Origin of the sequence: Enterobacter sichuanensis (genome assembly GCF_002939185.1) — a bacterium.
GTDB lineage: Bacteria > Pseudomonadota > Gammaproteobacteria > Enterobacterales > Enterobacteriaceae > Enterobacter > Enterobacter sichuanensis.
Map to the genome: position 1 here is coordinate 1 of NZ_POVL01000060.1, position 24,822 is coordinate 24,822.

Here is a 24,822-nt window from a genome sequence, read left to right on the forward strand (position 1 = left end):
TTAGATAAAAAAGTGTTTGCCGGAAATTGACGTTTCCGGTTTTTTTGTTTGTTAATTATAAAGGGAATATTACATGAGTACTCTACTAAGAAATGCTGCGCTCGTTCTGTGCGCAGGGGTTAGCTGTGCGCAGGCAACTGAAAAAGCGATGCAGTGGGAATTTAATATTGGCGCGATGTATGAAATTGAAAACGTCGAAGGGCAGGGGGAGGATAAAGACGGCTTATATGAACCGTCTGTTTGGTTTAATGCCACCTGGGACGCATGGACAATTTCGCTGGCCATGTATCAGGAGGGGCCCGTTGATTACAGCAGTATGACTCGCGGCACCTATTTTGATCGCCCGGAATTTGAATTACGTTATCGTTTTATCGGAACCGATGATTTTACCCTCGGCCTGACCGGTGGTTTCCGTAATTACGGCTATCACTTCAAAGATGAGCACGGCGCGAAAGACGGTAGCGCGAATATGCAGCGCTATAAAATCCAGCCTGACTGGGATATTAAATTAACCGACGACTGGCGTTTTGGCGGCTGGTTTGCCATGTATCAGTTTGCCAACGATCTGGAAAAAACCGGCTATGCTGACAGCCGCGTTGAAACAGAAACCGGCTTTACCTGGACCCTTAACGAAACCTTTGCGGCAAAAGTGAATTACTATTTAGAGCGTGGTTTTAATATGGACGGTTCTCGTAATAACGGCGAATTTTCCACGCAGGAAATTCGTGCCTATCTGCCCATTTCATTAGGCCAGACCACGCTCACGCCGTATACCCGCCTGGGACTCGATCGCTGGTCAAACTGGGACTGGCAGGACGATCCTGAGCGTGAAGGACATGATTTCAACCGACTCGGTATGCTCTACGCGTATGATTTTAATAATGGTTTGTCCATGACGCTGGAATACGCTTATGAGTGGGAAAACCACGATGAGGGCGAAAGCGACCGCTTCCACTATGCGGGGGTTGGCGTAAACTACGCGTTCTGACCGACAGCACGCCAGGGGTAGCCAGCCCCTGGTGTTAGCGCAGGGAGGCGGCCAGCAAAAAATGGGTATCGACAAGCACTTTCTGTGGGGCGGGACGACCGGCAATTCGCCTGAAGAGAAGATCGCAACTCTCTTCACCGAGTTTGCGGGTGGGAATATCAAAGCCACCAGGCGCGGGCGTTAAAATAAGCGACAGCATCGGGTCGCTGTATCCGGCTATCACCACCTGCTCCGGGATCATCAGGTTTAACTCATCCGCCGCGCGATAGAGGCTCAGCAACTTCATGCTGTCGGTGGCAAAAACGGCATCAGGTGGCGTGGGTAAGGACAGCAATTCAAGCGCCGCCGTTAGCGCGCTCTCATGGGTGTAACCGCCATCCATGATCCAGTCCGGGTTGATCGCAATATTGTGCTTCTCCAGACTGGCTTTATACCCTGCAAGTCGATCAATCGACACGTGATAATCAAGTGGCGCATGCAAACAGGCAATGTGGCGGCGGCCATTCTTAATAAATGCTTCCGTCAGCGTGGCGCTGTCATGAAAATTATCCGTATCGACGGAATAGATATTCTGATAATCCCCTTCCACTTTGCCAATCACCACAACCGGGACGCCATAGGCATCCAGCGTGGTAAAAAAGGATTCATTAGCGGGTGAGCTCAGCATAATGATCCCTTTGATCATCTTCTGTTTTATTTTATTCACGCATTTCAGCAGGTCGTCTTCACTGCTTTTTGACGTTTGCAAAATGACGTCAAAACCTTCTTCTTCGGCTTTTGCCGTAATCGCGTGAAGGATATCGGAGAAAAAAGGGTTACCGGCGGTGGTTTTGGTTGAGCGGGTAGAAATAACCATAATGGCGTCGAAACCTGAAGAGGTCAGGGCACGGGCCAGTTTATTGGGCTGATAATTTAATTCGTCAATCGCCTTCAGCACTTTGTCCCGCGCTTCGGGAGAAATATTGGTTTGTTTATTCAGAACGCGGGAAACGGTTGATTTCGATACGCCCGCAACCCGTGCGATATCATAGATGGTGGGTGACATACACCTTACTCACTCAGAACTGACAGCAATAGTGTTCATCTTACTGGAGAGAAAACGGCAATAGCAATAAATAAGAATTGATAATCAACGATCTGCCCCCATTTATTGTATTCTGAAGCAAGGTATTTATGGCTTCCGGGCAACGAAGGATGGCGATGAAGCGACTTAAAAACGAACTCAATTCACTGGTCAACCGCGGCGTTGACCGTCATCTGCGTCTGGCGGTGACCGGGCTAAGCCGCAGTGGTAAGACGGCGTTTATCACCGCGATGGTAAACCAGCTCCTGAACCTGCACGCAGGTGCGCGCCTGCCGTTGCTTGGTGCGGTTCGGGAAGAGCGTCTGCTGAGCGTTAAGCGTGTTCCGCAACGCGATTTTGGTATTCCCCGGTTCACCTATGACGAAGGACTGGCGCAGCTCTATGGCGATCCGCCCAGCTGGCCGACGCCGACACGAGGGGTTAGTGAAATTCGCCTTGCGCTGCGTTTCCGCTCGAATGAATCCCTGATGCGCCACTTTAAGGACACCTCCACGCTGTACCTCGAAATCGTCGATTACCCCGGCGAATGGCTGCTCGACTTGCCGATGCTGGCGCAGGATTACCTCACCTGGTCCCGGCAGATGACGGGCTTGTTGCAAGGGCCGCGCGCCGGGTGGTCGGCCAAATGGCGACAGTTGTGTCAAGGTCTGGATCCGCTTGCGCCAGCAGATGAAAACCGTCTGGCGGCTATTGCTGAGGCCTGGACAGCGTATCTGCATCAGTGTAAGCAGGAAGGGTTGCACTTTATTCAGCCAGGGCGGTTTGTCCTGCCGGGGGATTTAGCAGGGGCACCTGCGCTGCAGTTCTTCCCGTGGCCGGATGTGGACGGTACCGGAGAGGCGAAGCTGGCGCAGGCCGACAAGCACACCAACGCAGGTATGCTGCGGGAACGTTACAATTACTACTGTGAAAAAGTGGTCAAGGGTTTCTATAAAAACCATTTTTTACGCTTCGACCGTCAGATTGTGCTGGTGGATTGTCTGCAGCCGCTTAACAGCGGGCCGCAGGCCTTCAACGATATGCGCCTCGCGCTGACGCAGCTAATGCAAAGTTTTCACTACGGGCAGCGGACGTTATTTCGCCGTCTGTTTTCACCGGTGATCGATAAGCTGCTGTTTGCGGCGACTAAAGCCGATCACGTGACGGTCGATCAGCATGCCAATATGGTATCGCTGCTGCAGCAACTGGTGCAGGATGCCTGGCAAAACGCCGCGTTTGAAGGTATCAGCATGGATTGCCTGGGGCTTGCGTCCGTGCAGGCGACGCAAAGCGGGTTGATTGACCTCAACGGCGAGAAAATTCCGGCCTTACGCGGGAATCGTCTCAGCGACGGCGAACCGCTTACTGTCTATCCGGGCGAAGTGCCCGCGCGCCTGCCGGGCCAGGCCTTCTGGCAGAGCCAGGGCTTCCAGTTTGAAGCCTTCCGCCCTCAGACCATGAGCGTCGACACGCCGTTGCCCCACATCCGTCTGGATGCGGCGCTGGAGTTTTTGATTGGAGATAAATTGCGATGACGGAACCGTTAAAACCTCGCATAGACTTTACCGGAACGCTTGAGCAGACGCAGCAGGAGGCGTTTAAAACGGCGCAGACATTCAGCGGCGCGCAGGCAGATAATTTTGCCCCGGCGCTCGCGGAGCCGCCGGGCGTTGAGGAAGGATCTGCGGAGGCGGCCGTGGAAGCCGCGTTGCGTCCGAAACGCAGCCTGTGGCGTAAAATGGTGACCGCGGGTCTGACGCTGTTTGGCGTAAGCGTGATCGGGCAGGGTGTACAGTGGACGATGAATGCCTGGCAAACCCAGGATTGGGTTGCGCTCGGCGGGTGTGCCGCGGGCGCGCTGATTGTCGGGGCGGGCGTTGGATCGGTTGCCACCGAGTGGCGTCGGCTCTGGCGTCTGCGACAGCGCGCGCACGAGCGTGATGAGGCCCGGGATCTGCTGCACAGTCACGGCACCGGTAAAGGCCGCGTGTTCTGTGAAAAGCTGGCCAGCCAGGCTGGAATCGATCAGTCTCACCCGGCACTCCAGCGCTGGTATGCCGCCATTCACGAAACCCAGAACGATCGGGAAGTGGTGACGCTCTATTCCCATATGGTTCAGCCGGTGCTGGACGCTCAGGCGCGGCGTGAAATCAGCCGCTCTGCGGCGGAATCCACGCTGATGATTGCCGTCAGCCCGCTGGCGCTGGTTGATATGGCTTTTATCGCCTGGCGTAACCTGCGCCTCATCAACCGTATCGCGAACCTTTACGGCATAGAGCTGGGTTACTACAGTCGGATCAGACTGTTTAAGCTGGTCCTGCTCAATATCGCCTTTGCCGGGGCGAGTGAACTGGTCCGCGAAGTGGGCATGGACTGGATGTCGCAGGATCTTGCAGCGCGTCTTTCAGCTCGCGCAGCCCAGGGCATCGGCGCAGGCCTCCTGACGGCACGCCTGGGTATTAAAGCGATGGAAGTCTGCCGTCCGCTCCCGTGGATTGACGGCGATAAGCCCCGGCTGGGCGATTTCAGGCGTGAATTGATCGGCCAGCTCAAAGAGACGCTCAATAAAAAACCGGCTTCGTGAGGTTTTGTTCACTAAGCGTGCGGGCTGTCAATATTTCTTGACAGCCATCTTCCGGTTCACCGTGTTCTGACATATCATTTTAATGTTATTGGCTTAAAACGGTGAATTTCCCATGCGTCTTGAAGTCTTCTGTGAAGACCGTCTCGGTCTAACCCGCGAATTACTCGATCTTCTTGTTTTACGTAGCATTGATTTACGTGGCATTGAGATCGATCCTGTCGGGCGAATTTACCTCAATTTTGCCGAAATTGAATTTAATACATTCAGCAGTCTGATGGCTGAAATCCGCCGTATCGCTGGCGTTACGGATGTACGCACCATTCCGTGGATGCCATCCGAGCGTGAGCACCTTGCACTGAGCGCGCTGCTGGAAGCGATGCCGGAGCCGTTCCTCTCCCTGGATTTGAAAAGTAAAGTTGAACGCGTTAACCACGCGAGCTGCCAGCTTTTCGCCCAGAGCCAGGAGAAGCTCAGCAATCATAACGCCGCACAGCTGATCCCCGGCTTCAACTTTCAACGCTGGCTGGACAGTAATCCGCAGAACACGCACAGCGAGCATGTGGTGATTAACGGGCAGAACTTCCTGATGGAGATCACGCCGGTTTACCTGAAAGGGGAAGGGAATGCACGTGTGCTAACCGGAGCGGTGATCATGCTGCGATCGACGTTACGCATGGGCCGTCAGCTGCAAAACCTCTCCAGTCAGGATGTCGGTGCCTTCAGCCAGATTATTGCCGTCAGCCCGAAAATGCGCCATGTGGTTGACCAGGCGCGCAAGCTCGCAAGCCTGACCGCACCGCTGCTGATTACCGGCGATACCGGTACCGGGAAAGATCTGCTGGCGCACGCTGTACACCTGGCGAGCCCGCGTGCGGCAAAACCGTATCTGGCGCTGAACTGTGCCTCTATCCCGGAAGATGCCGTTGAAAGCGAGCTGTTTGGTCATGCGCCGGAAGGGAAGAAAGGCTTCTTCGAGCAGGCTAACGGCGGTTCCGTGCTGCTGGATGAGATTGGTGAGATGTCGCCTCGTATGCAGGCCAAACTGCTGCGTTTCCTGAACGACGGCACGTTCCGCCGCGTCGGCGAAGATCACGAAGTACATGTGGACGTACGCGTCATCTGTGCCACCCAGAAAAACCTGGTCGAACTGGTGCAAAAAGGGATCTTCCGCGAAGATCTCTATTACCGTCTCAACGTCCTGACGCTGAATATTCCCCCGCTGCGCGATTGTCCGCAGGACATCATGCCGTTGACCGAGCTGTTTGTGGCCCGTTTCGCCGACGAGCAGGGGGTTCCGCGGCCGAAGCTCTCTTCCGACCTCGGTACGGTGTTGATGCGCTACAGCTGGCCGGGAAATATTCGTCAGCTCAAAAACGCCGTTTATCGGGCGCTGACGCAGCTGGAAGGCTATGAACTGCGTCCGCAGGATATCCTGCTGCCGGATTACGACGCCGGAACGGTGTCAGTGGGTGAAGAGGCAATGGAAGGCTCACTGGATGAAATTACCAGCCGCTTTGAACGTTCGGTATTGACACAGCTTTATCGCAGTTATCCCAGTACCCGCAAACTGGCAAAACGTCTTGGCGTCTCACATACCGCGATTGCAAATAAATTACGTGAATATGGCCTGAACAATAAGAAGGGTGACGATTAATTCTTTATGCCAACTCTTCACCGGGTTGGCACTCTTTAATTTCATCTGATTGATATGTTTTCTTAGTGATATTTTGTCTGTGAATAAAACCCGCTCTGACCAGTGGGTTTTATTCTTAATTAAAGGTCGTTTTTCCGGCTTTTATTTTGCAGCACTCTTTTATGCCCTTACAGTGAGTCGCGATTTAATAATGTGATTGATATATAAGGGATGATTATGAAATTAAATATATTTGCCAGGACAATAATTGGCATGGGTGCGCTATGCGTAACTGCCCCGGTATTGGCTGTTGAGGCCTGGAGCGGTCAGGAGGGAGCCGGGCCTTATGAGGTTATTTACAACAGCGGTGTCTATACGAATGCATGGTGGGTAGCAAAAACTGACTGTCCGGGGAATGAGACCGACACTAATCCGTGGAAATATGAACGTGCCGCGACGAGCGCAGAAATAAGCCAGTATGGCAACCCCACAACCTGCGAGACCAGCGGTGGTGACGTCAGCTACCCTGAATACAACAGCGCAAACAGCTATAACGCCAATGATGTCGTCAGTTATAACGGCGCAACATGGAAAACGTCAGCGGCACAAAGTCCGTATGGCTTTAAGCCGGGTGAAGGTAACCCGTGGGAGTTGTACGCTGAAGTGCCGCAGTGGTCAGCAGCAACGACATATAATAAAGGCGACAAAGTTCAGAAGGGCGGACAGGAATATGAGGCCTTGTTCTATACCGTCGGTGATGACCCGTCTAACCCGGCCAACCAAAACCCTACCGGCACCAACGGTCGTCCCTGGAAGCCACTGGGGCAGGTCGTAAGCTACACGACAGAACAATTAAATAATGCGCCTCAATTTAATGCCTCGACGCTTTATGACAGCGGGACATTAATTCGCTATAACGGCGGCAATTACGTTTCCCAGGCAAAAGTGCAGAAAGTTTCCCCGTCCGATACTAACCCATGGTCAGTGTATATTGACTGGTCTGGCACCAAAGCGATGGTGGGTACACCTTCTGCGCCGTGGCCAGCACATGTGTATGCGCCGTATGTCGACTATACGCTGAACTCGCTGCCTGACCTGGCAAGCCTGGCGAAAAACCAGAAGGTCACCCATTTCACCATGGCATTTGTCGTAGCTAAGGATGCCGATACCTGTCTGCCAACGTGGGGAACGGCATACAACATCAATGACTATGCACAATACAGTAAAATTAAAGCCTTGCGTGAAGCGGGCGGCGACGTGATGGTGTCCATTGGCGGCGCCAACAACTCACCGCTTGCGGCATCCTGTAAGAACGTATCCGATCTGCAGAAACACTATTACGACATCGTTGAAAATCTGAACCTGAACGTACTGGATTTCGATATCGAAGGCACCTGGGTTGCCGATCATGATTCCATTAACCGCCGCAACGAAGCGGTCAAGGCCGTACAGTCCCAGTGGAAAGCCGAGGGGCGTAGCGTGGGGATCTGGTATACCCTGCCGATTCTGCCGACAGGTCTGACGGCGGAAGGGCTGTACGTACTGGAAGATGCGAAAGCCAAAGGTGTTGAACTGGCCGGTGTCAACGTGATGGCAATGGACTACGGCAACAGCATTTGCCAGTCTGATGGTACCGAAGGCCAGAACATTCACGGTAAGTGCGCCACATCCGCAATTGAAAACCTGTTCAGCCAGCTGAAGCAAATCTTTACCGATAAGAGTGACGCTGACATTAACGCGATGATGGGCGTGACGCCGATGAACGGCTACAACGATGTTCAGGGGGAAGTGTTCTATCTGTCTGATGCCAGGCTGGTGATGGAGGATGCCAAAGCCCGCGATCTGGGCATGATCGGCATGTGGTCGATGATGCGTGACCAGCCAGGCGTTGCCGGACAGGTTTCTCCGGAACACAGTGGCCTGACTGAATCGCAGGCACCGCAGTATGCCTTCAGTGACGTGTTCGCACCATTTACGCACACTGAATCGTCTGTTGATACGGAAATTAAAGACATCAGTATGGATAAATCCTCTATTTATCCGAAGGTTCAGTGGCTGCAAAATACAGCTAGCTTGTCACAGTCAGCGTTTACAGTCACATCTCAGTGGGATAAAGACACTGAGGAAAAAACGATTAATTCGTATGGTTTCAATGCCCCAAAAGGTAACGCAACGATCACCGATCAGGGTAATGGTTATTCTTTGGTAAAAATACCAACTAATATAGGGATGGTTGCTGGAAATGTAATTAACGTCAGGGATGACAACAATAATAAAGTAATGACTTATACATTTGTTATTGATGACTTCATGACAGGAACAGCAAAAAATGTAGCGTCAACATCATACGATATCCCTACACCTCCAACTGGAACAACGCCAAGAATAAATTATACTGTCAAAACCAGTACTAATTTTATGCTGAGCAGTCAATATGTCAATTTTTACATCGATCGTAAAAATACGAAAAAAGATGATGTTACTCGCGATTATCGTTGCTCATTTTACCGTGCTGCGCTTGCAGGAGGTGCATCTGGTTATACACAATGTACATTTAATTTGAGTAAATCTTCTTATATGATTAGTGACTATCTCAATGATCTTCATGTCGGAGATAAGATAATACTAGCAGTTGCAGATGGTGGAAATAAAAATGCGAACGTTCATTCTATTATGTCAAGCTTGACCATAACTGAAGATATGATGAAAAGTGGAAAGTAATATTACTTATTAAGTATAATGAGATTATTACTTAATTCAAAGCCGTAACAGTGGTGTTACGGCTTTTTGGTCTTATTCTTTCGCTAACGGTGTCGAGTCGATAGCGACCTTTGTCTCTCCCTGAATCGACGCAATCCTGTTTTCGACCTCTTTCACCTGCTGCGGGCTGTGAAGCAGGGTATAAGTCAGATCAAACTGCGCGCTGGCACCAGGCTGCAGCTGCTTAACCCGCTTCTGCTCGCGTTCAATTGTAACGGGGTAGGCGTAGCTGGTCCCCGGCTCAATCCCCGTGACGTAACCCTGTTTCAGCGTATCGGTATTTTTCCATAAGGTCAGTACGGGGAGCTGGCGGGTATCAAACTGTATTGACGCGCCTTTATCTCCGGCTTTGTTGACCACGGCCACGAGCGTTTCGTGGTTATTATCCGCGAGTGGTTTGATGTTAAAGACCATCTCATCAAAACCTTTTGTCGGCCCGGAATAGGTTTGCCAGTCGTTAACACCCGCTTTGGCGTAATCATTGAATGGGCTCACGCTGGCTGCCGGGGCAAGGAAACGTGCGCCTTCTTCAAGGACTGGCGTGCCGAAGTTGCTGTGATAGATGATCTGATAGTCGTGAGGATAATCGGCATGGTTGGTCAGCACATCATGCAGGCTAAACTGGTTGGAGCCCGGCACGTACCGCAGTTCTGTCAGGGTTTGCAGATCCGCTTTTTTAAAGGTGCTCTCTTTGATCAACCCCCTGACGCGAATTTCATGCGGTGCAGCATCCGCGATTTCCACCTCAACCTGTGATGCTGGCGTATTTCCTGCCTTGCCGTGCAGCGTATAAATCTGGCCGTCAGCCGTCACTGGATGGCCTGTCCACTCATAGCCACAGCGGACCATCATTTCATTGAATCCTTCCAGCCAGCCGAGACCGTTGCGACTCTCCAGATTGATATAAGCCGGGTTCACCACCTCTTTGACGGGGGAGTTCCACCCCAGTCGGGTACCAAAGCCTTCAACATGCAGAAGGTTCATGCCACGCGTCGGGCTTAAGGCGATGGTCAGGCCATCTTTGCTGCTAATAATGATAACTTTGCTGCCTTCCTGCTTACCGCCATGCAAGACTTTTTGCTCGATGCTGAACGTTTGATTTTTAACGTTCAGCTCATTGCTGGAAATCTTCCAGTTTCCTTTTTCTACGCTGCTTTCAGCGCTTGTCAGCACCCAGGTTTTCGCCGCGGCATGACCTGAAACCAGTACCGCAAGAAGCGTTAAAGCCAGTTTTATCTTCATATTTGTCCCTTTTGCTGAAACGATTATTTGATTTCGTAAGCAAATCTAATGTTTTGCCGAAAAGGGAAATGTGATGTGTCTCACTGCGGAAGAAAAGGTATTAACAGAACAAATTTTATGTGGGGTTAATCGCTAAATGATGAATTTACAAAATATTTTTGCACTAAAAATGTGAAGCACGACAAGATTAGCTTTAACGATTCAGCTAAAAAATAAATAAAAACCCCGCCGTGGCGAGGTTGAGAATACGTTGTATAGAATACTAAGGACTTATTATGCTTTCAGCACGTCCAGCGCAGCAGTGTAATCCGGCTCGGTGGTGATTTCGTTAACCAGTTCGCTAAAGACAACAGTGTCGTTTTCATCAAGAACCAGTACAGCACGTGCAGCCAGACCTTTCAGTGGGCCTTCCGCGATGCTGACGCCGTAGTTCTGCAGGAAATCAGCGCTGCGCAGCGTGGAGAGGGTAATGACGTTGCTCAGACCTTCAGCACCGCAGAAACGAGACTGGGCAAACGGCAGGTCAGCGGAAATGCACAGCACAACGGTGTTGTCCATTTCAGTCGCCAGCTGGTTGAATTTACGCACGGATGCGGCACAAACGCCGGTATCAATGCTTGGGAAAATGTTCAGCACTTTGCGTTTACCCGCAAACTGAGCCAGTGTGACGTCAGACAGATCTTTAGCCACCAGAGTAAAAGCCTGCGCTTTGCTGCCAGCCTGCGGAATGGAACCTGCTACAGCAACCGGGTTGCCCTGGAAATGAACGAGTTGTGACATAGATATCTTCCTGTTTACATATAGTTAACGTCGGGGCTAGTGTATGCCATCAGCGGATAACACGGCAAACCAATTTTTTCGCCTTTACGGGCCGCAAGGAGTCAGTGATGAGAAGCGTTAAGGTCTATGAAGAAGCCTGGCCATTGCATACCCCGTTCGTAATTTCACGCGGCAGTAGAAGTGAAGCCAGCGTGGTAGTGGTTGAAATTGAAGAAGAGGGGGGTAAAGGTGTCGGGGAATGTACGCCTTACCCGCGCTATGGGGAAAGTCTGGCATCCGTGATGGCACAGATCATGACCCTGGTCCCTGAGCTGCAAAAAGGGCTCACGCGTGAAGCATTACAGACGCGTTTACCCGCTGGTGCGGCGCGCAACGCCATTGATTGTGCGCTATGGAACCTCGAAGCCGCAACGCGGCAAAAATCGCTGCCGTCTTTGCTGGGTGTGGCATTGCCGAGATCCGTCATTACCGCGCAAACGGTGGTGATTGGTGAGCCGGAACAGATGGCAGCCAGCGCAAAAGCACTTTTTGACGCCGGGGCCACTCTGTTAAAAGTGAAGCTCGACGATCATCTGATTAGCGAGCGAATGGTCGCCATTCGTTCGGCGGTTCCTGCAGCCACGCTGATTGTTGATGCCAACGAGTCATGGCATCCCGAAGGGCTTGCCGCACGATGCCAGCTGCTGGCTGACCTGGGCGTGGCCATGCTGGAGCAACCACTGCCGGCGAAGGATGATGCCGCACTGAAGAATTTTATCCATCCGTTGCCAGTTTGTGCGGATGAAAGCTGCCATACTCGCGCGAATTTGCGCGAACTTGAAGGCCGCTACGACATGGTCAACATTAAGCTCGACAAGACTGGTGGGCTGACAGAAGCGCTGGCACTGGCGGCAGAAGCCCGGGCGCAGGGCTTCGGATTGATGCTTGGCTGTATGCTCTGCACCTCCCGGGCGATTAGCGCGGCGCTGCCGCTGGCCACGCAGGTGCGTTTTGCCGATCTGGATGGCCCGACATGGCTCGCTGTTGACGTCTCACCGGCGCTCCATTTTACCAGCGGCGTGCTTCATCTCTGAGGCTGCCAGCACAGCAGTTGCATCATGGCTTTTAGGTATTTTTCGCTGGCTTCGTCGGAGGAGATTGCCGGGAATTCTGCGGTGATGCAGGGCAAGCTCAAATCAGCGCACCAGCTACCGAATGAACCGGGTGTTTCATAGCCCACGCTAGAGACGAGTGGCAGGGCGAACGCCTGTGCCAGCCACTCGCCCAGGCTGGAGTGGCGCGGATCTTCAATACAGGCCAGCGGATCGTGAAAGGAGACAACCCAGGCGGGTTGGATCTTATGGATAAGATGGCACAACGCTTGCGTTTCTGGCTCCGAGCCCGGTTTGTCCCCCGTCAGTAACACCACATCACGCTCCTCGGCGGTACTGTTCCAGCGATAAACGGTTTCCCCGGCGCGCCAGTTTGCCGCCGGGAAATTACGGTTCAGGTCGACGCCCCTCGCATTCGCCCGCAATCCAAGCTGGCAGCCATCGGGGTTCACGGCAAGGATCACGTGATGACGTCGTAAAGAAGGGGTCAGCGTTCGCAGTGCACATGAGAGCGTGACGATGGATGAGTTCTCATCCCCGTGCGTGCCGGCAATGATCAATCCGCTGTCGCGATCGGCATTGGGAGCCGGGAACCAGATCAGCGATGCGCCTAAGAATGAGCGGCCATATTGCTCTGCGCCCGGCGGAAAGGCGCCACGTTCCGCTCGTGGTCGGGTTGTTGCCATACGAAATCCTGATAAAGAAGTCTCTACTGGCAGTGTTGTGCAAAACCCGCGGTTAATCAAATAGTTTCCGCAACGGTTGAGAATTGCCTTAAATCACTATTCCTGACGAAGGTATTTGCATTTCTTATTGTCGAAACAAATAATTACGCATCTGCTTGTTACCTGCCTTTATTAAAGGGGATCTTATGAAGCATCCTGTTTCGCGTCTTTTCACCGCACTGTGCCTGTGCGGACTTTCTACACTCTCGTACGCTGCTGATGTGCCACAGGGCACGGTACTGGCGCAAAAACAGGAGCTGGTCAGACACATTAAAGACGAACCGGCTTCGCTCGATCCGGCAAAAGCGGTTGGGTTGCCAGAGATTCAGGTGATTCGCGATCTATTCGAAGGCCTGGTGAATCAGAACGAGAAAGGGGAACTGACCCCGGGTGTGGCGACGCGCTGGCAGAGCAACGATAACCGTATCTGGACGTTCACCTTGCGCGATAATGCGAAATGGTCTGACGGTTCGCCTGTCACCGCACAGGATTTTGTCTACAGCTGGCAGCGTCTGGTCGATCCAAAAACAACTTCTCCGTTTGCCTGGTTTGCGGCCCTGGCGGGGATCAGCAACGCGCAGGCGATAATTGACGGCAAAGCGGCGCCTGATACCCTGGGCGTGACGGCAGTGGATGCCCGAACGTTACGCGTTCAGCTGGATAAACCGCTGCCGTGGTTTAGCAACCTGACAGCAAACTTTGCCTTCTATCCGGTGCACAAAGCGAACGTTGAAAGTGGTAAAGAGTGGACGCGCCCGGGCGCGCTGGTCGGGAATGGCGCATACGTCCTGAACGATCGCGTGGTGAATGAAAAACTGGTTGTCGTGCCGAATACCCACTACTGGGACAACGCCAAAACTGTCCTGCAAAAAGTTACGTTCATTCCGATTAATCAGGAATCCGCGGCCACGAAACGCTATCTGGCCGGGGATATCGATATTACTGAGTCGTTCCCGAAAAACATGTATCAGAAGCTCCTGAAGGACATTCCGGGACAAGTTTATACGCCACCGCAGCTCGGAACGTATTACTATGCGTTTAACACGCAAAAGGGCCCGACGGCCGATGCCCGAGTCCGTCTTGCGCTGAGTATGACTATCGATCGCCGCCTGATGGCGGAAAAGGTATTGGGGACCGGCGAGAAGCCAGCCTGGCATTTCACCCCTGACGTGACGGCGGGCTTCACGCCTGAGCCTTCACCGTTTGAACAAATGTCGCAGCAGGAGCTGAATGCGCAGGCGAAAACCTTGCTACAGGCCGCAGGTTACGGTCCTCAGCGCCCGCTGAAGCTGAACCTGCTGTATAACACCTCGGAAAACCATCAGAAAATCGCCATCGCGGTGGCGTCCATGTGGAAGAAAAACCTTGGCGTGGATGTCAAACTGCAAAACCAGGAGTGGAAAACCTATATCGACAGCCGCAATACCGGCAATTTTGATGTGATCCGCGCGTCATGGGTGGGGGATTACAATGAGCCCTCTACCTTCTTGTCCCTGTTGACCTCAACCCACAGCGGCAATATCTCGCGTTTCAACGATCCGGCTTACGATAAGACGATCCATCAGGCGACGCTGGAAACCACGGCGAAAGCGCGTAACACCGACTACAACATGGCGGAGAAAATCCTAATGGAGAAGGCGCCTATCGCGCCCATCTACCAGTACACCAATGGTCGTCTTATCAAGCCATGGGTGAAAGGATATCCGATTAATAACCCGGAAGACGTGGCGTACAGCCGGACGATGTATATTGAGAAGCACTGAGATGTACTGACCTCTGGCTAACGGCAGATTACCATCATTAAACCCTGAACTGGCGCGGCTTGTCGCGCCAGTTTCTCCTTCTGACCATTTCCCGCCACAGCAGAAGTATCACTTTTCTGATATTGCGCTGAATAACGTTTCCTGAATACACGTTCTATGCATCCAGTGGATGATTGTCTTAAATCCGATACACCAGATATATTAAATAGTCTCTCTGGTTATCCCGAGTTTTATTCATAAGTCCACTGTTGGACATTTTCAGGGCTTTTCAGTATTAAGGGCTATCCTGTAATATCATCCGGGATAAATCTTAATTTGTAGCCATTTTTATTGCAGGTTGGCCGAGTGGTCTGTCGGTTTGGCGCTCATGTCCATCCGGGCGCGGTAGTTAATTCAGATTTAAATGTACAGTAAGTTGTACTGAAATTAATTTTTATATTAGCCGTTTTGTCTTAACGCAAGTTACTGGTTAAAATAAAACGCCCTTGCGTTTATGTGGCGATATTCAACCCAACAAGGGATTAATTTATTCAGGAGATAAATAACCATGTCTGAATCATTTCAGAACGAGATACCTCGCGCACGTGTAAATATAAAACTGGATTTGGTCACGGGTGGCGCCCGGAAGAAAGTTGAGCTGCCGCTGAAGCTGCTGACTGTGGCTGACTTCAGCAATGGCAGGGCGGAAGGGACCCTTTCAGAACGCGAAAAAATCAACATCAATAAAAATAATATCAACAGCGTTCTCGCTGATCTTCACCCCGAAGTGAATATCACCGTTAAAAATACCCTGGCGAACGATGGCTCTGAAGAAAACGTGAAGCTGGCATTTCAGAATATGAAAGATTTTGAGCCGGAAGCGGTGGCGCGCCAAATTCCCCAGCTTCGTGCAATGCTCGCCATGCGTAATTTACTGCGGGATTTGAAATCCAATCTTCTGGATAACGTCACTTTCAGGAAAGAACTGGAAACTATTTTAAAGGACCCGGCGCTCACTGATGAACTGCGCCGCGAACTGAACGCGCTTGCCCCGGTCCAGGGTTAATTACCGGAACATGTTAACGGAACAATAACGAGTAAAATGCTTATGTCAGTCAATAATGAATTCCAGAGTCAGACAGGCGGCGCGACAATTGAAAAGACGCTGCCACAGAATGACGTTTATGCGTCCCTGTTCAACAAAATTAATTTAACGCCGGTTGCTGAAATTGGTGACCTGAATGGTTTTGAAGACAATACCATAATGGCGGAAACGTCCGCTGATGCGCGCGTTACGGCAGCCGTCCAGGTCTTCATGCAGTGCCTGCAGAAGTCTGGCCAGAAAGTTGAGAAGCTCGATAAAACATTACTGGATCACCACATCGCGGAACTGGATTTCCAGATTAGCCGCCAGCTTGATGAAGTGATGCACAGCGATGAATTCCAGAAAGTTGAATCCGTATGGCGCGGTCTTAAGTCGCTGGTGGATAAGACGGATTTTCGTCAGAACGTAAAAATCGAGATTCTGGACCTTTCCAAAGACGAACTGCGTCAGGATTTCGAGGACTCGCCGGAGATTATCCAGAGTGGCCTGTACCGTCAGACGTACACGATGGAGTACGACACGCCCGGCGGCGAACCGATTGCTGCGGTGATTTCCGCGTATGAGTTTGATGCGTCTGCGCAGGACGTGGCGCTGATGCGCAATATTTCAAAAGTGTCTGCGGCTGCCCACATGCCGTTTATTGGCTCCGCGGGTCCGGCGTTCTTTATGAAGTCCTCAATGGAAGAAGTGGCAGCCATCAAAGACATCGGCAACTACTTTGACCGCGCCGAGTACATCAAATGGAAAAGCTTCCGCGAGACGGATGACTCCCGCTATCTCGGCCTGGTGATGCCGCGCGTGCTGGGACGCCTGCCGTACGGACCTGACACCGTCCCGGTACGCAGCTTCAACTACGTTGAGCAGGTCAAAGGCCCGGACCACGACAAATACCTGTGGACCAACGCCTCGTTCGCCTTTGCGGCCAACATGGTGAAGAGCTTCATTAACAACGGCTGGTGCGTGCAAATTCGTGGCCCGCAGGCCGGTGGTGCGGTTCAGGATCTGCCGATCCACCTGTACGATCTCGGCACCGGCAATCAGGTGAAAATCCCGTCTGAGGTGATGATCCCGGAAACCCGTGAGTTTGAGTTCGCGAATCTCGGCTTTATCCCGCTGTCGTACTACAAGAACCGTGACTACGCGTGCTTCTTCTCGGCGAACTCCACCCAGAAGCCCGCGCTGTATGACACCGCTGATGCGACTGCCAACAGCCGTATCAACGCGCGCCTGCCGTACATCTTCCTGCTGTCGCGTATCGCGCACTACCTGAAGCTTATCCAGCGCGAAAACATCGGGACCACCAAAGACCGTCGTCTGCTGGAGCTTGAGCTCAACACCTGGGTGCGCACTCTGGTGACGGAAATGACTGATCCGGGCGACGAACTGCAGGCCTCACACCCGCTGCGTGACGCAAAAGTGGTGGTGGAAGACATCGAAGACAACCCGGGCTTCTTCCGCGTGAAGCTGTACGCCGTGCCACACTTCCAGGTGGAAGGCATGGATGTCAACCTGTCGCTGGTTTCCCGGATGCCGAAGGCTAAAGCATAAGGCGGCAGGGATGAAAATTTACCGCCCACTGTGGGAGGATGGGGCCGTTCTGGCCCCGCAACAGTTCCAGCAGCAGGCCCGCTGGAACGCCTATATTGCCGACACCGTTGCCGGGATGGGGATTTCCCACCCCTGGGGTGTGGTTGCGGCAGAATTTGATGATGCGGCGCTCGCACTCTCGCGCCTGAATGCCACCCGTCTGGTGGTTCGTTTTCAGGACGGCACGATTGTTGATACTGAGCTGGCAGATAACCTTCCTCCGGTCTGTGATTTATCCGCTGCAAACGGCAGTGAAGCCGTTGATGTCGTGGCGGCACTGCCGCTGCTGAGCGCGAATGGCGGAAATCTGGATAACGGGCAGGACAGCGAACGCCCGCGCCGCTGGAAAGCCGAGCGCGTGGTGGTGCAGGAGCTTGCCGGGCATGAAAGTGGTGAACTGGCCGTGCTGCGTCATGCCATCACGCTGCGCCTGTCCACGCAGGAAAACAGTGCTTACCTGACCTGTCCGGTGGCTCGTCTGGTGCCTAATGTGAAGGGGCAGTGGAGCCGTGATCTGTCCTTTATCCCGCCGATGTTCTCGGTTGCGGCAAGCCCGGTGCTTGTGACCGAACTGGGCGATTTGCTGGTTCGCCTGCAGGCACGACGCAAGCGTCTGATGGCGATGCGGCGTGAAAGCAACGAGCGTCTGGCGGATTTTGCTGTGGCCGATGTTTCCCTGTTCTGGCTGCTCAATGCCCTGAACAGCGCCGAGCCTGTGCTGACCGAACTGCTGCAGACCCCGGGACGTCACCCTGAGTTGATCTACCGCGAGCTGACCCGTCTTGCGGGCAGCCTGCTGACGTTTTCACTTGAGCACGATGCCGGGGACATTCCCGTTTACCGGCATGATGCGCCTGAACGTGTATTCCCGCCATTACTGACGCTGCTGGATAAACTGCTGGAAGCCAGTCTTCCCTCCCGGGTTATCAGTATTCAACTGGAGCATGTCGATCAGATCTGGAAAGGCCCGCTGCATGATGCCCGCCTGCGCGAAGGGGCCGACTTCTACCTCTCCGTACGCGCTTCCATGCCGAACCACGAACTGCAGACGAAATTCCCGCAGCTGTGTAAAGCCGGCAGTTTTGAGGATGTCTCGGATGTGGTGAACGTGGCACTGAGCGGCATGGTTATCAAACCACTCAGCCATGTTCCGGCGGCGATCCCTCTGCGCCTTGAAAACCAGTACTTCTCTCTGGACCTGAGTACCGATGCGGCGAGGGCGATGCTGGAAGCGGAAAGCTGTACCTTCTACACCCCGCGCTCGCTGGGGGATGTGAAACTTGAACTCTTTGCGGTGCTGCGCACATGAATACATCCAGTCTCAGTCAGACAGAACGTATTTTCTACCCGGGCTGGCTGATGGCCAGCCAGTTACGGGGTGGACAGGAAGTCCGGGACGGGGAGGGACTCTATCGCCGGGCCTGCAGTCTGGTTCAGGAGGCCCGCAGTGCACTGACGGACGCCGGTTTCAGTGATCTCAGCCGCGACCATATGCTGTATGCCCTGTGCGCCCTGCTTGATGAAAGCGTAATGAACAGGGGAACGACCGATGAGGGTTATCTGACCTGGCGCCGGGACCCGCTTCAGGCCCGTTTCTTCGGTACCCTGAATGCGGGTGAGGAGCTGTGGGAGCGTATCCGCAACCTGTTGAAAGAGCCTGCACCGGACACAGCGGTGCTGACCTGCATGTACCGCACCCTGCAGCTGGGGTTTGTTGGCCAGTACCGGGCGCAGGATGATGAGCACCGTGAAGACGTGGTACGTGCGCTGGGCGAGCGGGTGCCTGCCTTTGCGCTTTCGCAGGATGCGCCGGTTGTCGTCAGGGCATCCCGCCTACGCAGTGGCCGCCGGCTGTACTGGTTGTCCTGGATTATCGGTGCAGCGGCTCTGGCGGCACTGTGGTTCGTCCTCTCTTCCTCCCTCACCGAACTGGTGAGCCAGACGATCAGGCCGGGGTAAGCCATGCGTGATGTTTACCGGAGTCTGTTAACCGTGCTGGCGGGCGTACTGGCGCTGTGGCTTGTCCTCGGCTTCTGGCCGCTGTCGGCCGGGAGTCGCGTGGCGCTCAGCCTGCTGGTCATTCTGGTGTGCGGGGGGATGCTGTGGTGTCAGCACCGGACATCCCGGATGCAGGCGCAGGCGTGCAGGGACATTGCGGACGAGAGTCTGCCCCCGGAAGATTTTCAGGGCGCAGTCATTCTTACGTGTGGCGATAACCGCGCGCTTTTCGCTGAGGGTACACCGTACCGTGAGACCCGTCAGGGCTGGTATCTGCGCGTGAAGAATGCAGAGCAGTTGCCCTTGTTTGCGCAGCACCTGAGTCTGGTGCGCCCGGCGCTGGTGTCGCAAATCTCCGTCATGCTGGCGGTGGTACCTGAGCATCACACCTCTTGTGATGATTTTACCCAGTCCCTGCGGGGCTGGCAGCGTGCTGTCGTACAGTGCCGTGCGGCATTCGGCACGATCCCCCCTCTGTGGAGTGTGGCCTGGATATCACCCCCAGCAGCCTGCGCAGGCACAGAGCCCGTCTGGTTTATCACGGGAAGGCAACGTCAGGTATATCAGCCGGGGCTGGGTAATCTGTCGCTGGCAGACTGGATCCGCGAAACGGCTGCGGGTGAGCGACTTTCCCGCCTGAGCCTGGGGTTGTGGTTTGACAGTGGGCTCGTCTGGCTGGACCGCGCTGTCACCAGTTTGCTGTCGGTGCGTCAGGGGGAACTACCGGTCCTGAAACTCTGTGTACAGGGGCTGTGTATGGTGCCGGTGAACAGTGTTGCCGGTAATCTCTGGCAACAGCACATCGCCTCCGTTACCGCCCTGCCGCCGGATGCGGCTGAATGTGGTAAGCCTTTGCCGTTGCCTGAACACCTGTTGTCGGGGCTGCCGCGCCGTCGGGGCGTCAGCCGCCGGATGGTGTTCTGCCGTTACGTCGGATTACTGGGCGGGATTTTCCTCGCGCTGGCCATGCTGGCGTCCTGGATGAACAACCAGCGCCTGATCCGTAATGTCGGCGACCATCTTGCCCTGTACCACCACCTCACCGGTACACCGGTGGCGCCGAAACTGCGGGCACAGCAGCGGCTGCGGGCCGACGGCGCACTGCTGGACAACTGGCTGCGTCGGGGTGAACCCCTGCGTTACCGCCTCGGGCTGTATCAGGGGCTGCGTCTGGTGCCTCCTTTAGAGGCTGCCATCAACAATTGGGCGCCACCGCCCCCGGTTATCAAAAAGATTGTCCAGGGACCGGAGACTGTACGCCTCGACAGCATGTCGCTGTTCGATACCGGCAGATACGACCTTAAACCTGGCTCGACGAAGCTGTTGGTGAACTCCCTCGTGGGCATCAAAGCGAAGCCAGGCTGGCTGATTGTGGTGGCGGGGCATACCGACAGTACCGGCGATGAACAGGCCAACCAGGCGCTGTCGCTGAAGCGTGCGGAGTCCGTGCGCAACTGGATGCGTGATACCGGCGACGTGCCGGAAAGCTGTTTTGCGGTGCAGGGCTATGGCGAAAGCCGTCCTGTCTCCTCTAACGACACGGCACATGGGCGTGCCCTTAACCGCCGTGTCGAAATCAGTCTGGTACCTCAGGCCAGTGCCTGTCAGATACCCGGCAAAAACCCGGCGCCATCGCAGGATGATGGCGTCCCAGAAAATAAAACGGAGTAATTAACATGGCAATTCCTGTTTATCTTTGGCTGAAAGACGACGGCGGCGCGGACATTAAAGGGTCTGTAGACGTTCAGGATCGTGAAGGCAGTATCGAAGTGGTGGCTCAGGAGCACAACCTGTACATCCCGACCGATAACAACACCGGCAAGCTGACCGGCACGCGTATCCACACGCCGTTCCTGTTCACCAAGGAAATCGACTCCTCCAGCCCGTATCTGTACAAGGCGGTGACCACCGGTCAGACCCTCAAGTCTGCTGAATTCAAGTGGTACAAAATCAACGACGCAGGTCAGGAAGTGGAGTACTTCAACACCAAACTTGAGAACGTGAAAGTGGTGAAAGTGAATCCTGAAATGTACGACATCAAGGATCCTTCCAAAGAGAAACATAACCATCTTGAGCGCGTGGAGCTGCGCTACGAAAAAATCACCTGGACCTACAAGGACGGCAACATCATTCATTCCGATTCCTGGAACGAACGCGCCACCGCGTAATCCTGATGCGGGCAGGGCTTTCCTGTCCGCAGTTTTTTGCTGAGCGCCTGAGACGCGGGCGTTCAGCAAAGAAAAACACAATTGCCTGCCTGACCTTATGCGCTTTGGTGAACAGCGAGGGGCGGTAGCGTGTCCAGGAACCGACAAAGAGAGAATCTCATGGAAAATCCAGCCATCCTGTTACGTCGTCTGAACCCTTACTGCGCCCGCGCGATGGAAGGCGCCGCTTCCCTGTGCCAGACCCGCGCCCACGCGGAAATCCTGCCTGAACACTGGCTGCTGAAACTGCTGGAGCAGGGTGAGGGTGACCTGACGGTGCTGGCCCGTCGTTACGAGTGGGATATGGACAGCTTGTGGCAGGATTTGCTCGGCTGGCTGGACAAACAACGTCGCTCGGTACGCCATCGACCGCAGCTCTCCGGGAACATCCGGACGCTGATGCAGGACGCCTGGATGATTGCCTCGCTCAGTGGTGAAGAGCAGATCCGCAGTGTTCACCTGCTGATGGCGCTGGTTGAAAAACAGAGTCTGATTCGCTGCGATGGTCTGTGGCCGCTGCTGACGCTCGCCCGGAGTCAGCTGGAGCGCCTGCGTCCGTTGCTGGACGCGCAGTCCGATGAGCGACCGGACGTACAGCTGGAGGCGGAGCTGGCCAGTGTCGGGGAAGTTGAATTTGTCGGACGTCCAGCTGATGCAGAACCGAAAGTGGGTGAGCTGAACCCGGCGCTGCAGAATGCACTTGATAAATTCACCCTCGACGTCACCGCCCGCGCCCGTGAGGGTAAAATCGACCCGGTGTTTGGCCGTGACAATGAAATCCGCCAGATGGTGGATATCCTGTCGCGTCGCCGCAAGAACAACCCGATTCTGGTCGGCGAGCCGGGAGTCGGCAAGACGGCACTTGTGGAAGGGCTGGCGCTGCGCATTGCGGAAGGCAACGTCCCGGACGCGCTGAAACCCGTCTCCGTGCGCACCCTCGACCTCGGCCTGCTGCAGGCGGGGGCAGGCGTGAAGGGCGAGTTCGAACAGCGGCTGAAGAACATTATTGAGGCGGTACAGCAGTCCCCGTTGCCCGTGCTGCTGTTTATTGACGAGGCCCATACCATTATTGGCGCGGGCAACCAGGCGGGCGGGGCCGATGCGGCTAACCTGCTGAAACCGGCATTGGCCCGCGGGGAACTGCGCACCATTGCCGCCACCACCTGGAGCGAGTACAAGCAGTACTTCGAGCGCGATGCTGCGCTGGAGCGCCGCTTCCAGATGGTGAAAGTGGACGAGCCGGACGACGACACCGCCTGCCTGATGCTCAGGGGCCTGAAATCCCGCTACGCTGAGCACCATGGGGTGCACATCAGCGATGAGGCGGTGCGAGCCGCCGTCACGCTCTCCCGCCGCTACCTGACAGGCCGCCAGCTGCCGGATAAGGCGGTGGACCTGCTGGACACCGCCTCCGCCCGCATCCGCATGAGTCTTGATACGGTGCCGGAGCCGCTGACCCGCCTGAAGGCGCAGCTCACGGCCCTGGATATGGAGAAGCAGGCGCTGCTGGAAGATACCGTACTGGGCAACAGCAACCACGGCGAACGCCTTGCCGCCATCAAACAGGACGAAGTCCGTATTATCCTGCAGCTTGACCAGCTGGAAACGCAGTACGGCCAGGAGCTGAAGCTGACGGAAGCGCTTCTTGCCTGCCGCACAGATATCTCGCGCCAGGCAGAAACGGCGGATTTGCAGAACCAGCTCACGGCTGTTCAGCAGCCCACCCCGCTGCTGGGGCTAGATGTGGACGTCTGCACCGTTGCCACGGTGATTGCCGACTGGACCGGCGTGCCGCTTTCTTCGCTGATGAAGGATGAGCAGACGGAGCTGCTGAGCCTGGAAGCGAGCCTGGGCAGGCGCGTGGTGGGCCAGGACGCGGCGCTGAACGCCATCGCACAGCGCCTGCGCGCCAGTAAAACGGGCCTGGCGCCGGAGAACGGTCCGCAGGGCGTGTTCCTGCTGACCGGGCCGAGCGGCACCGGCAAGACCGAAACCGCGCTGGCGCTGGCAGACGTGCTGTACGGCGGTGAAAAATCGCTGATTACCATTAACCTCTCCGAATACCAGGAGCCGCACACCGTGTCGCAACTGAAGGGCTCGCCTCCGGGCTACGTCGGTTACGGTCAGGGCGGCATTCTTACCGAAGCGGTGCGCAAACGCCCGTACAGTGTGGTCCTGCTCGATGAGGTGGAGAAGGCACACCGGGATGTGATGAACCTGTTCTACCAGGTCTTTGACCGCGGCTTTATGCGCGACGGTGAAGGCCGGGAAATCGACTTCCGCAACACCGTTATCCTGATGACCTCGAACCTCGGCAGCGACCACATCATGCAACTGCTGGAGGAACAGCCGGAGTCCACCGAATCCGACCTGCATGAACGGCTGCGCCCGCTGCTGCGCGACCACTTCCAGCCCGCGCTGCTGGCACGCTTCCAGACGGTGATTTACCGGCCGCTCAGCGAAGCCGCCATGCGCACCATCGTGGAAATGAAGCTCGGGCAGGTGAGCCGGCGCCTGCACCGTCACTACGGGCTGACCACTAAAATCGATGAGAGCCTGTATGACGCGCTGACGGCGGCCTGCCTGCTGCCGGATACCGGTGCGCGCAATGTCGACAGCCTGCTGAACCAGCAGATCCTGCCGGTACTGAGCCAGCAGTTGTTAATCCATATGGCGGCGAAGCAAAAACCACACTCTTTGATGCTCGGATGGGATGAGGGAGAGGGCATTGTGATGGAGTTTACTCATGACTGAGAAAAAAAAGGATAAGGAGAATTTAAAGGAAGACGGTCTCAGATTGCTGACGACGGGGGAAATTAAACTGGCACAGTCGGTATTTGCGTCTACTATCGAGTATCCAAAAGTCTGGATCCATAAAGCCAGTTATCTTCCTTTTAACCTGCAAAATGAAAATACGGCGATGACACCGAACGGTGAGCTCTATTTTCGGAACCAGTACCATGATGACTTTTCGCAGTCGACCGATGATATGCAGCATCTGTTTATTCATGAAATGAGCCATGTCTGGCAACGGACGAAAGGAATGAATGTCATTGGCAGGGGCCTGGTAAGCTGGTTGGTCAGCTATCGTTATACCCTTGATGGTCGCCTGTTAAGTGAATATCCCATGGAACAACAGGCGCAGATTATTGCGGATGATTTTACGTTACAAACACAGGGATATAAGGTGTGGCATCGATTGTGGGGAGGTAAAAACCCAACAATCACGCTTGATGGCGATACGACTGAGTCAGTAATACGTAAACGATACAAAATTGCATTACGAGGGTTCCCATGGTAAAAGTGCCTGGTTTTAG

General features: G+C 54.5%; 19 protein-coding genes. 15 read left to right on the forward strand and 4 right to left on the reverse strand.

The annotated features are described in order from the left end of the window. The first annotated feature begins 73 nt into the window (after nucleotides 1-73). Nucleotides 74-988, forward strand: coding sequence for an OmpG family monomeric porin (locus C5687_RS20645; RefSeq protein ID WP_104557711.1), 915 nt, complete (start codon nucleotides 74-76; stop codon nucleotides 986-988). A gap of 34 nt (nucleotides 989-1,022) precedes the next feature. Here C5687_RS20645 and C5687_RS20650 read toward each other — a convergent pair whose 3' ends face one another. Further along, nucleotides 1,023-2,033: a LacI family DNA-binding transcriptional regulator gene (locus C5687_RS20650; protein WP_095440509.1), complete on the reverse strand. Its 1,011-nt coding sequence runs from the start codon at nucleotides 2,031-2,033 to the stop codon at nucleotides 1,023-1,025. Nucleotides 2,034-2,188: 155 nt separating this feature from the next. Here C5687_RS20650 and C5687_RS20655 point away from each other — a divergent pair, with 155 nt between their 5' ends. From C5687_RS20655 to C5687_RS20670, 4 genes are all read left to right on the forward strand, one after another. After that, nucleotides 2,189-3,586 carry a YcjX family GTP-binding protein gene (locus C5687_RS20655; RefSeq protein WP_104557712.1) on the forward strand — a complete coding sequence of 466 codons (1,398 nt, stop codon included), beginning with the start codon at nucleotides 2,189-2,191 and terminating at the stop codon, nucleotides 3,584-3,586. Continuing rightward, nucleotides 3,583-4,635 (forward strand): YcjF family protein, encoded by a 1,053-nt coding sequence (locus tag C5687_RS20660; RefSeq protein WP_104557713.1) that lies wholly within the window; start codon nucleotides 3,583-3,585, stop codon nucleotides 4,633-4,635. Before C5687_RS20655 ends, C5687_RS20660 begins: the two co-directional genes overlap by 4 nt. A gap of 112 nt (nucleotides 4,636-4,747) precedes the next feature. After that, a complete protein-coding gene (gene tyrR / locus C5687_RS20665) occupies nucleotides 4,748-6,289 on the forward strand; it encodes a transcriptional regulator TyrR (RefSeq protein ID WP_095451193.1) in 1,542 nt (513 codons plus the stop codon). 216 nt (nucleotides 6,290-6,505) lie between these two features. Next, nucleotides 6,506-8,989 (forward strand): glycosyl hydrolase family 18 protein, encoded by a 2,484-nt coding sequence (locus C5687_RS20670; RefSeq protein WP_202911304.1) that lies wholly within the window; start codon nucleotides 6,506-6,508, stop codon nucleotides 8,987-8,989. A gap of 72 nt (nucleotides 8,990-9,061) precedes the next feature. On the opposite strand, the gene C5687_RS20675 is transcribed toward C5687_RS20670, so the two are convergent. Further along, complete coding sequence (locus C5687_RS20675) at nucleotides 9,062-10,270, reverse strand: aldose 1-epimerase family protein (protein WP_104557714.1); 1,209 nt, start codon at nucleotides 10,268-10,270, stop codon at nucleotides 9,062-9,064. Between the two features lie 273 nt (nucleotides 10,271-10,543). Next, the gene (gene tpx / locus C5687_RS20680; protein WP_059387102.1) at nucleotides 10,544-11,050 is read right to left on the reverse strand and encodes a thiol peroxidase; all 507 of its coding nucleotides are present in this window, start codon (nucleotides 11,048-11,050) and stop codon (nucleotides 10,544-10,546) included. A 107-nt stretch (nucleotides 11,051-11,157) separates the two neighbouring features. On the opposite strand from tpx, the gene ycjG reads away from it, so the two are divergent. Continuing rightward, complete coding sequence (gene ycjG, locus C5687_RS20685; RefSeq protein WP_104557715.1) at nucleotides 11,158-12,123, forward strand: L-Ala-D/L-Glu epimerase; 966 nt, start codon at nucleotides 11,158-11,160, stop codon at nucleotides 12,121-12,123. Here ycjG and mpaA read toward each other — a convergent pair. Further along, nucleotides 12,114-12,827, reverse strand: a complete 714-nt coding sequence (gene mpaA / locus C5687_RS20690; RefSeq protein ID WP_104557716.1) for a murein tripeptide amidase MpaA — start codon at nucleotides 12,825-12,827, stop codon at nucleotides 12,114-12,116. The two genes, ycjG and mpaA, sit on opposite strands and share 10 nt — an antisense overlap. A gap of 185 nt (nucleotides 12,828-13,012) precedes the next feature. On the opposite strand from mpaA, the gene C5687_RS20695 reads away from it, so the two are divergent. The 9 genes from C5687_RS20695 (at nucleotide 13,013) to C5687_RS20735 (ending at nucleotide 24,806) form a co-directional block, all read left to right on the forward strand. Then, nucleotides 13,013-14,629 carry a peptide ABC transporter substrate-binding protein gene (locus C5687_RS20695; RefSeq protein ID WP_047958793.1) on the forward strand — a complete coding sequence of 539 codons (1,617 nt, stop codon included), beginning with the start codon at nucleotides 13,013-13,015 and terminating at the stop codon, nucleotides 14,627-14,629. Between the two features lie 547 nt (nucleotides 14,630-15,176). Beyond that, nucleotides 15,177-15,674 (forward strand): type VI secretion system contractile sheath small subunit, encoded by a 498-nt coding sequence (gene tssB / locus C5687_RS20700; RefSeq protein WP_104557718.1) that lies wholly within the window; start codon nucleotides 15,177-15,179, stop codon nucleotides 15,672-15,674. A 36-nt stretch (nucleotides 15,675-15,710) separates the two neighbouring features. After that, on the forward strand, nucleotides 15,711-17,261 hold the full coding sequence (gene tssC / locus C5687_RS20705) for a type VI secretion system contractile sheath large subunit (protein WP_104557720.1): 1,551 nt from the start codon (nucleotides 15,711-15,713) through the stop codon (nucleotides 17,259-17,261). A 10-nt stretch (nucleotides 17,262-17,271) separates the two neighbouring features. Beyond that, entirely contained in the window at nucleotides 17,272-18,609 is a 1,338-nt protein-coding gene (gene tssK / locus C5687_RS20710; RefSeq protein ID WP_095451200.1) for a type VI secretion system baseplate subunit TssK, read from the forward strand. Further along, nucleotides 18,606-19,259, forward strand: a complete 654-nt coding sequence (tssL, locus tag C5687_RS20715; protein ID WP_104557722.1) for a type VI secretion system protein TssL, short form — start codon at nucleotides 18,606-18,608, stop codon at nucleotides 19,257-19,259. Before tssK ends, tssL begins: the two co-directional genes overlap by 4 nt. Before the next feature lie 3 nt (nucleotides 19,260-19,262). Continuing rightward, nucleotides 19,263-20,969 carry an OmpA family protein gene (locus C5687_RS20720; RefSeq protein WP_202911305.1) on the forward strand — a complete coding sequence of 569 codons (1,707 nt, stop codon included), beginning with the start codon at nucleotides 19,263-19,265 and terminating at the stop codon, nucleotides 20,967-20,969. 5 nt (nucleotides 20,970-20,974) lie between these two features. Beyond that, nucleotides 20,975-21,466, forward strand: a complete 492-nt coding sequence (gene hcp, locus C5687_RS20725; protein WP_023325816.1) for a type VI secretion system effector Hcp — start codon at nucleotides 20,975-20,977, stop codon at nucleotides 21,464-21,466. Nucleotides 21,467-21,625: 159 nt separating this feature from the next. After that, entirely contained in the window at nucleotides 21,626-24,259 is a 2,634-nt protein-coding gene (tssH, locus tag C5687_RS20730) for a type VI secretion system ATPase TssH (protein ID WP_104557724.1), read from the forward strand. Then, nucleotides 24,252-24,806 (forward strand): type IV secretion protein Rhs, encoded by a 555-nt coding sequence (locus C5687_RS20735; protein ID WP_104557726.1) that lies wholly within the window; start codon nucleotides 24,252-24,254, stop codon nucleotides 24,804-24,806. The genes tssH and C5687_RS20735 overlap by 8 nt, the downstream gene beginning before the upstream one ends. Nucleotides 24,807-24,822: the final 16 nt, after the last annotated feature.

Excerpts from the sequence above, each read along its gene's own strand:
- C5687_RS20670 (WP_202911304.1), top strand. The coding sequence starts at position 6,506 with ATGAAATTAAATATATTTGCCAGGACAATAATTGGCATGGGTGCGCTA.
- C5687_RS20720 (WP_202911305.1), top strand. The coding sequence starts at position 19,263 with ATGCGTGATGTTTACCGGAGTCTGTTAACCGTGCTGGCGGGCGTACTG.
- mpaA (WP_104557716.1), bottom strand. The coding sequence starts at position 12,827 with ATGGCAACAACCCGACCACGAGCGGAACGTGGCGCCTTTCCGCCGGGC.
- tssH (WP_104557724.1), top strand. The coding sequence starts at position 21,626 with ATGGAAAATCCAGCCATCCTGTTACGTCGTCTGAACCCTTACTGCGCC.
- ycjG (WP_104557715.1), top strand. The coding sequence starts at position 11,158 with ATGAGAAGCGTTAAGGTCTATGAAGAAGCCTGGCCATTGCATACCCCG.
- tyrR (WP_095451193.1), top strand. The coding sequence starts at position 4,748 with ATGCGTCTTGAAGTCTTCTGTGAAGACCGTCTCGGTCTAACCCGCGAA.
- tssK (WP_095451200.1), top strand. The coding sequence starts at position 17,272 with ATGAAAATTTACCGCCCACTGTGGGAGGATGGGGCCGTTCTGGCCCCG.
- C5687_RS20675 (WP_104557714.1), bottom strand. The coding sequence starts at position 10,270 with ATGAAGATAAAACTGGCTTTAACGCTTCTTGCGGTACTGGTTTCAGGT.
- C5687_RS20735 (WP_104557726.1), top strand. The coding sequence starts at position 24,252 with ATGACTGAGAAAAAAAAGGATAAGGAGAATTTAAAGGAAGACGGTCTC.
- tssB (WP_104557718.1), top strand. The coding sequence starts at position 15,177 with ATGTCTGAATCATTTCAGAACGAGATACCTCGCGCACGTGTAAATATA.
- C5687_RS20655 (WP_104557712.1), top strand. The coding sequence starts at position 2,189 with ATGAAGCGACTTAAAAACGAACTCAATTCACTGGTCAACCGCGGCGTT.
- C5687_RS20650 (WP_095440509.1), bottom strand. The coding sequence starts at position 2,033 with ATGTCACCCACCATCTATGATATCGCACGGGTTGCGGGCGTATCGAAA.
- tssL (WP_104557722.1), top strand. The coding sequence starts at position 18,606 with ATGAATACATCCAGTCTCAGTCAGACAGAACGTATTTTCTACCCGGGC.
- C5687_RS20660 (WP_104557713.1), top strand. The coding sequence starts at position 3,583 with ATGACGGAACCGTTAAAACCTCGCATAGACTTTACCGGAACGCTTGAG.
- hcp (WP_023325816.1), top strand. The coding sequence starts at position 20,975 with ATGGCAATTCCTGTTTATCTTTGGCTGAAAGACGACGGCGGCGCGGAC.
- tpx (WP_059387102.1), bottom strand. The coding sequence starts at position 11,050 with ATGTCACAACTCGTTCATTTCCAGGGCAACCCGGTTGCTGTAGCAGGT.
- C5687_RS20695 (WP_047958793.1), top strand. The coding sequence starts at position 13,013 with ATGAAGCATCCTGTTTCGCGTCTTTTCACCGCACTGTGCCTGTGCGGA.
- C5687_RS20645 (WP_104557711.1), top strand. The coding sequence starts at position 74 with ATGAGTACTCTACTAAGAAATGCTGCGCTCGTTCTGTGCGCAGGGGTT.
- tssC (WP_104557720.1), top strand. The coding sequence starts at position 15,711 with ATGCTTATGTCAGTCAATAATGAATTCCAGAGTCAGACAGGCGGCGCG.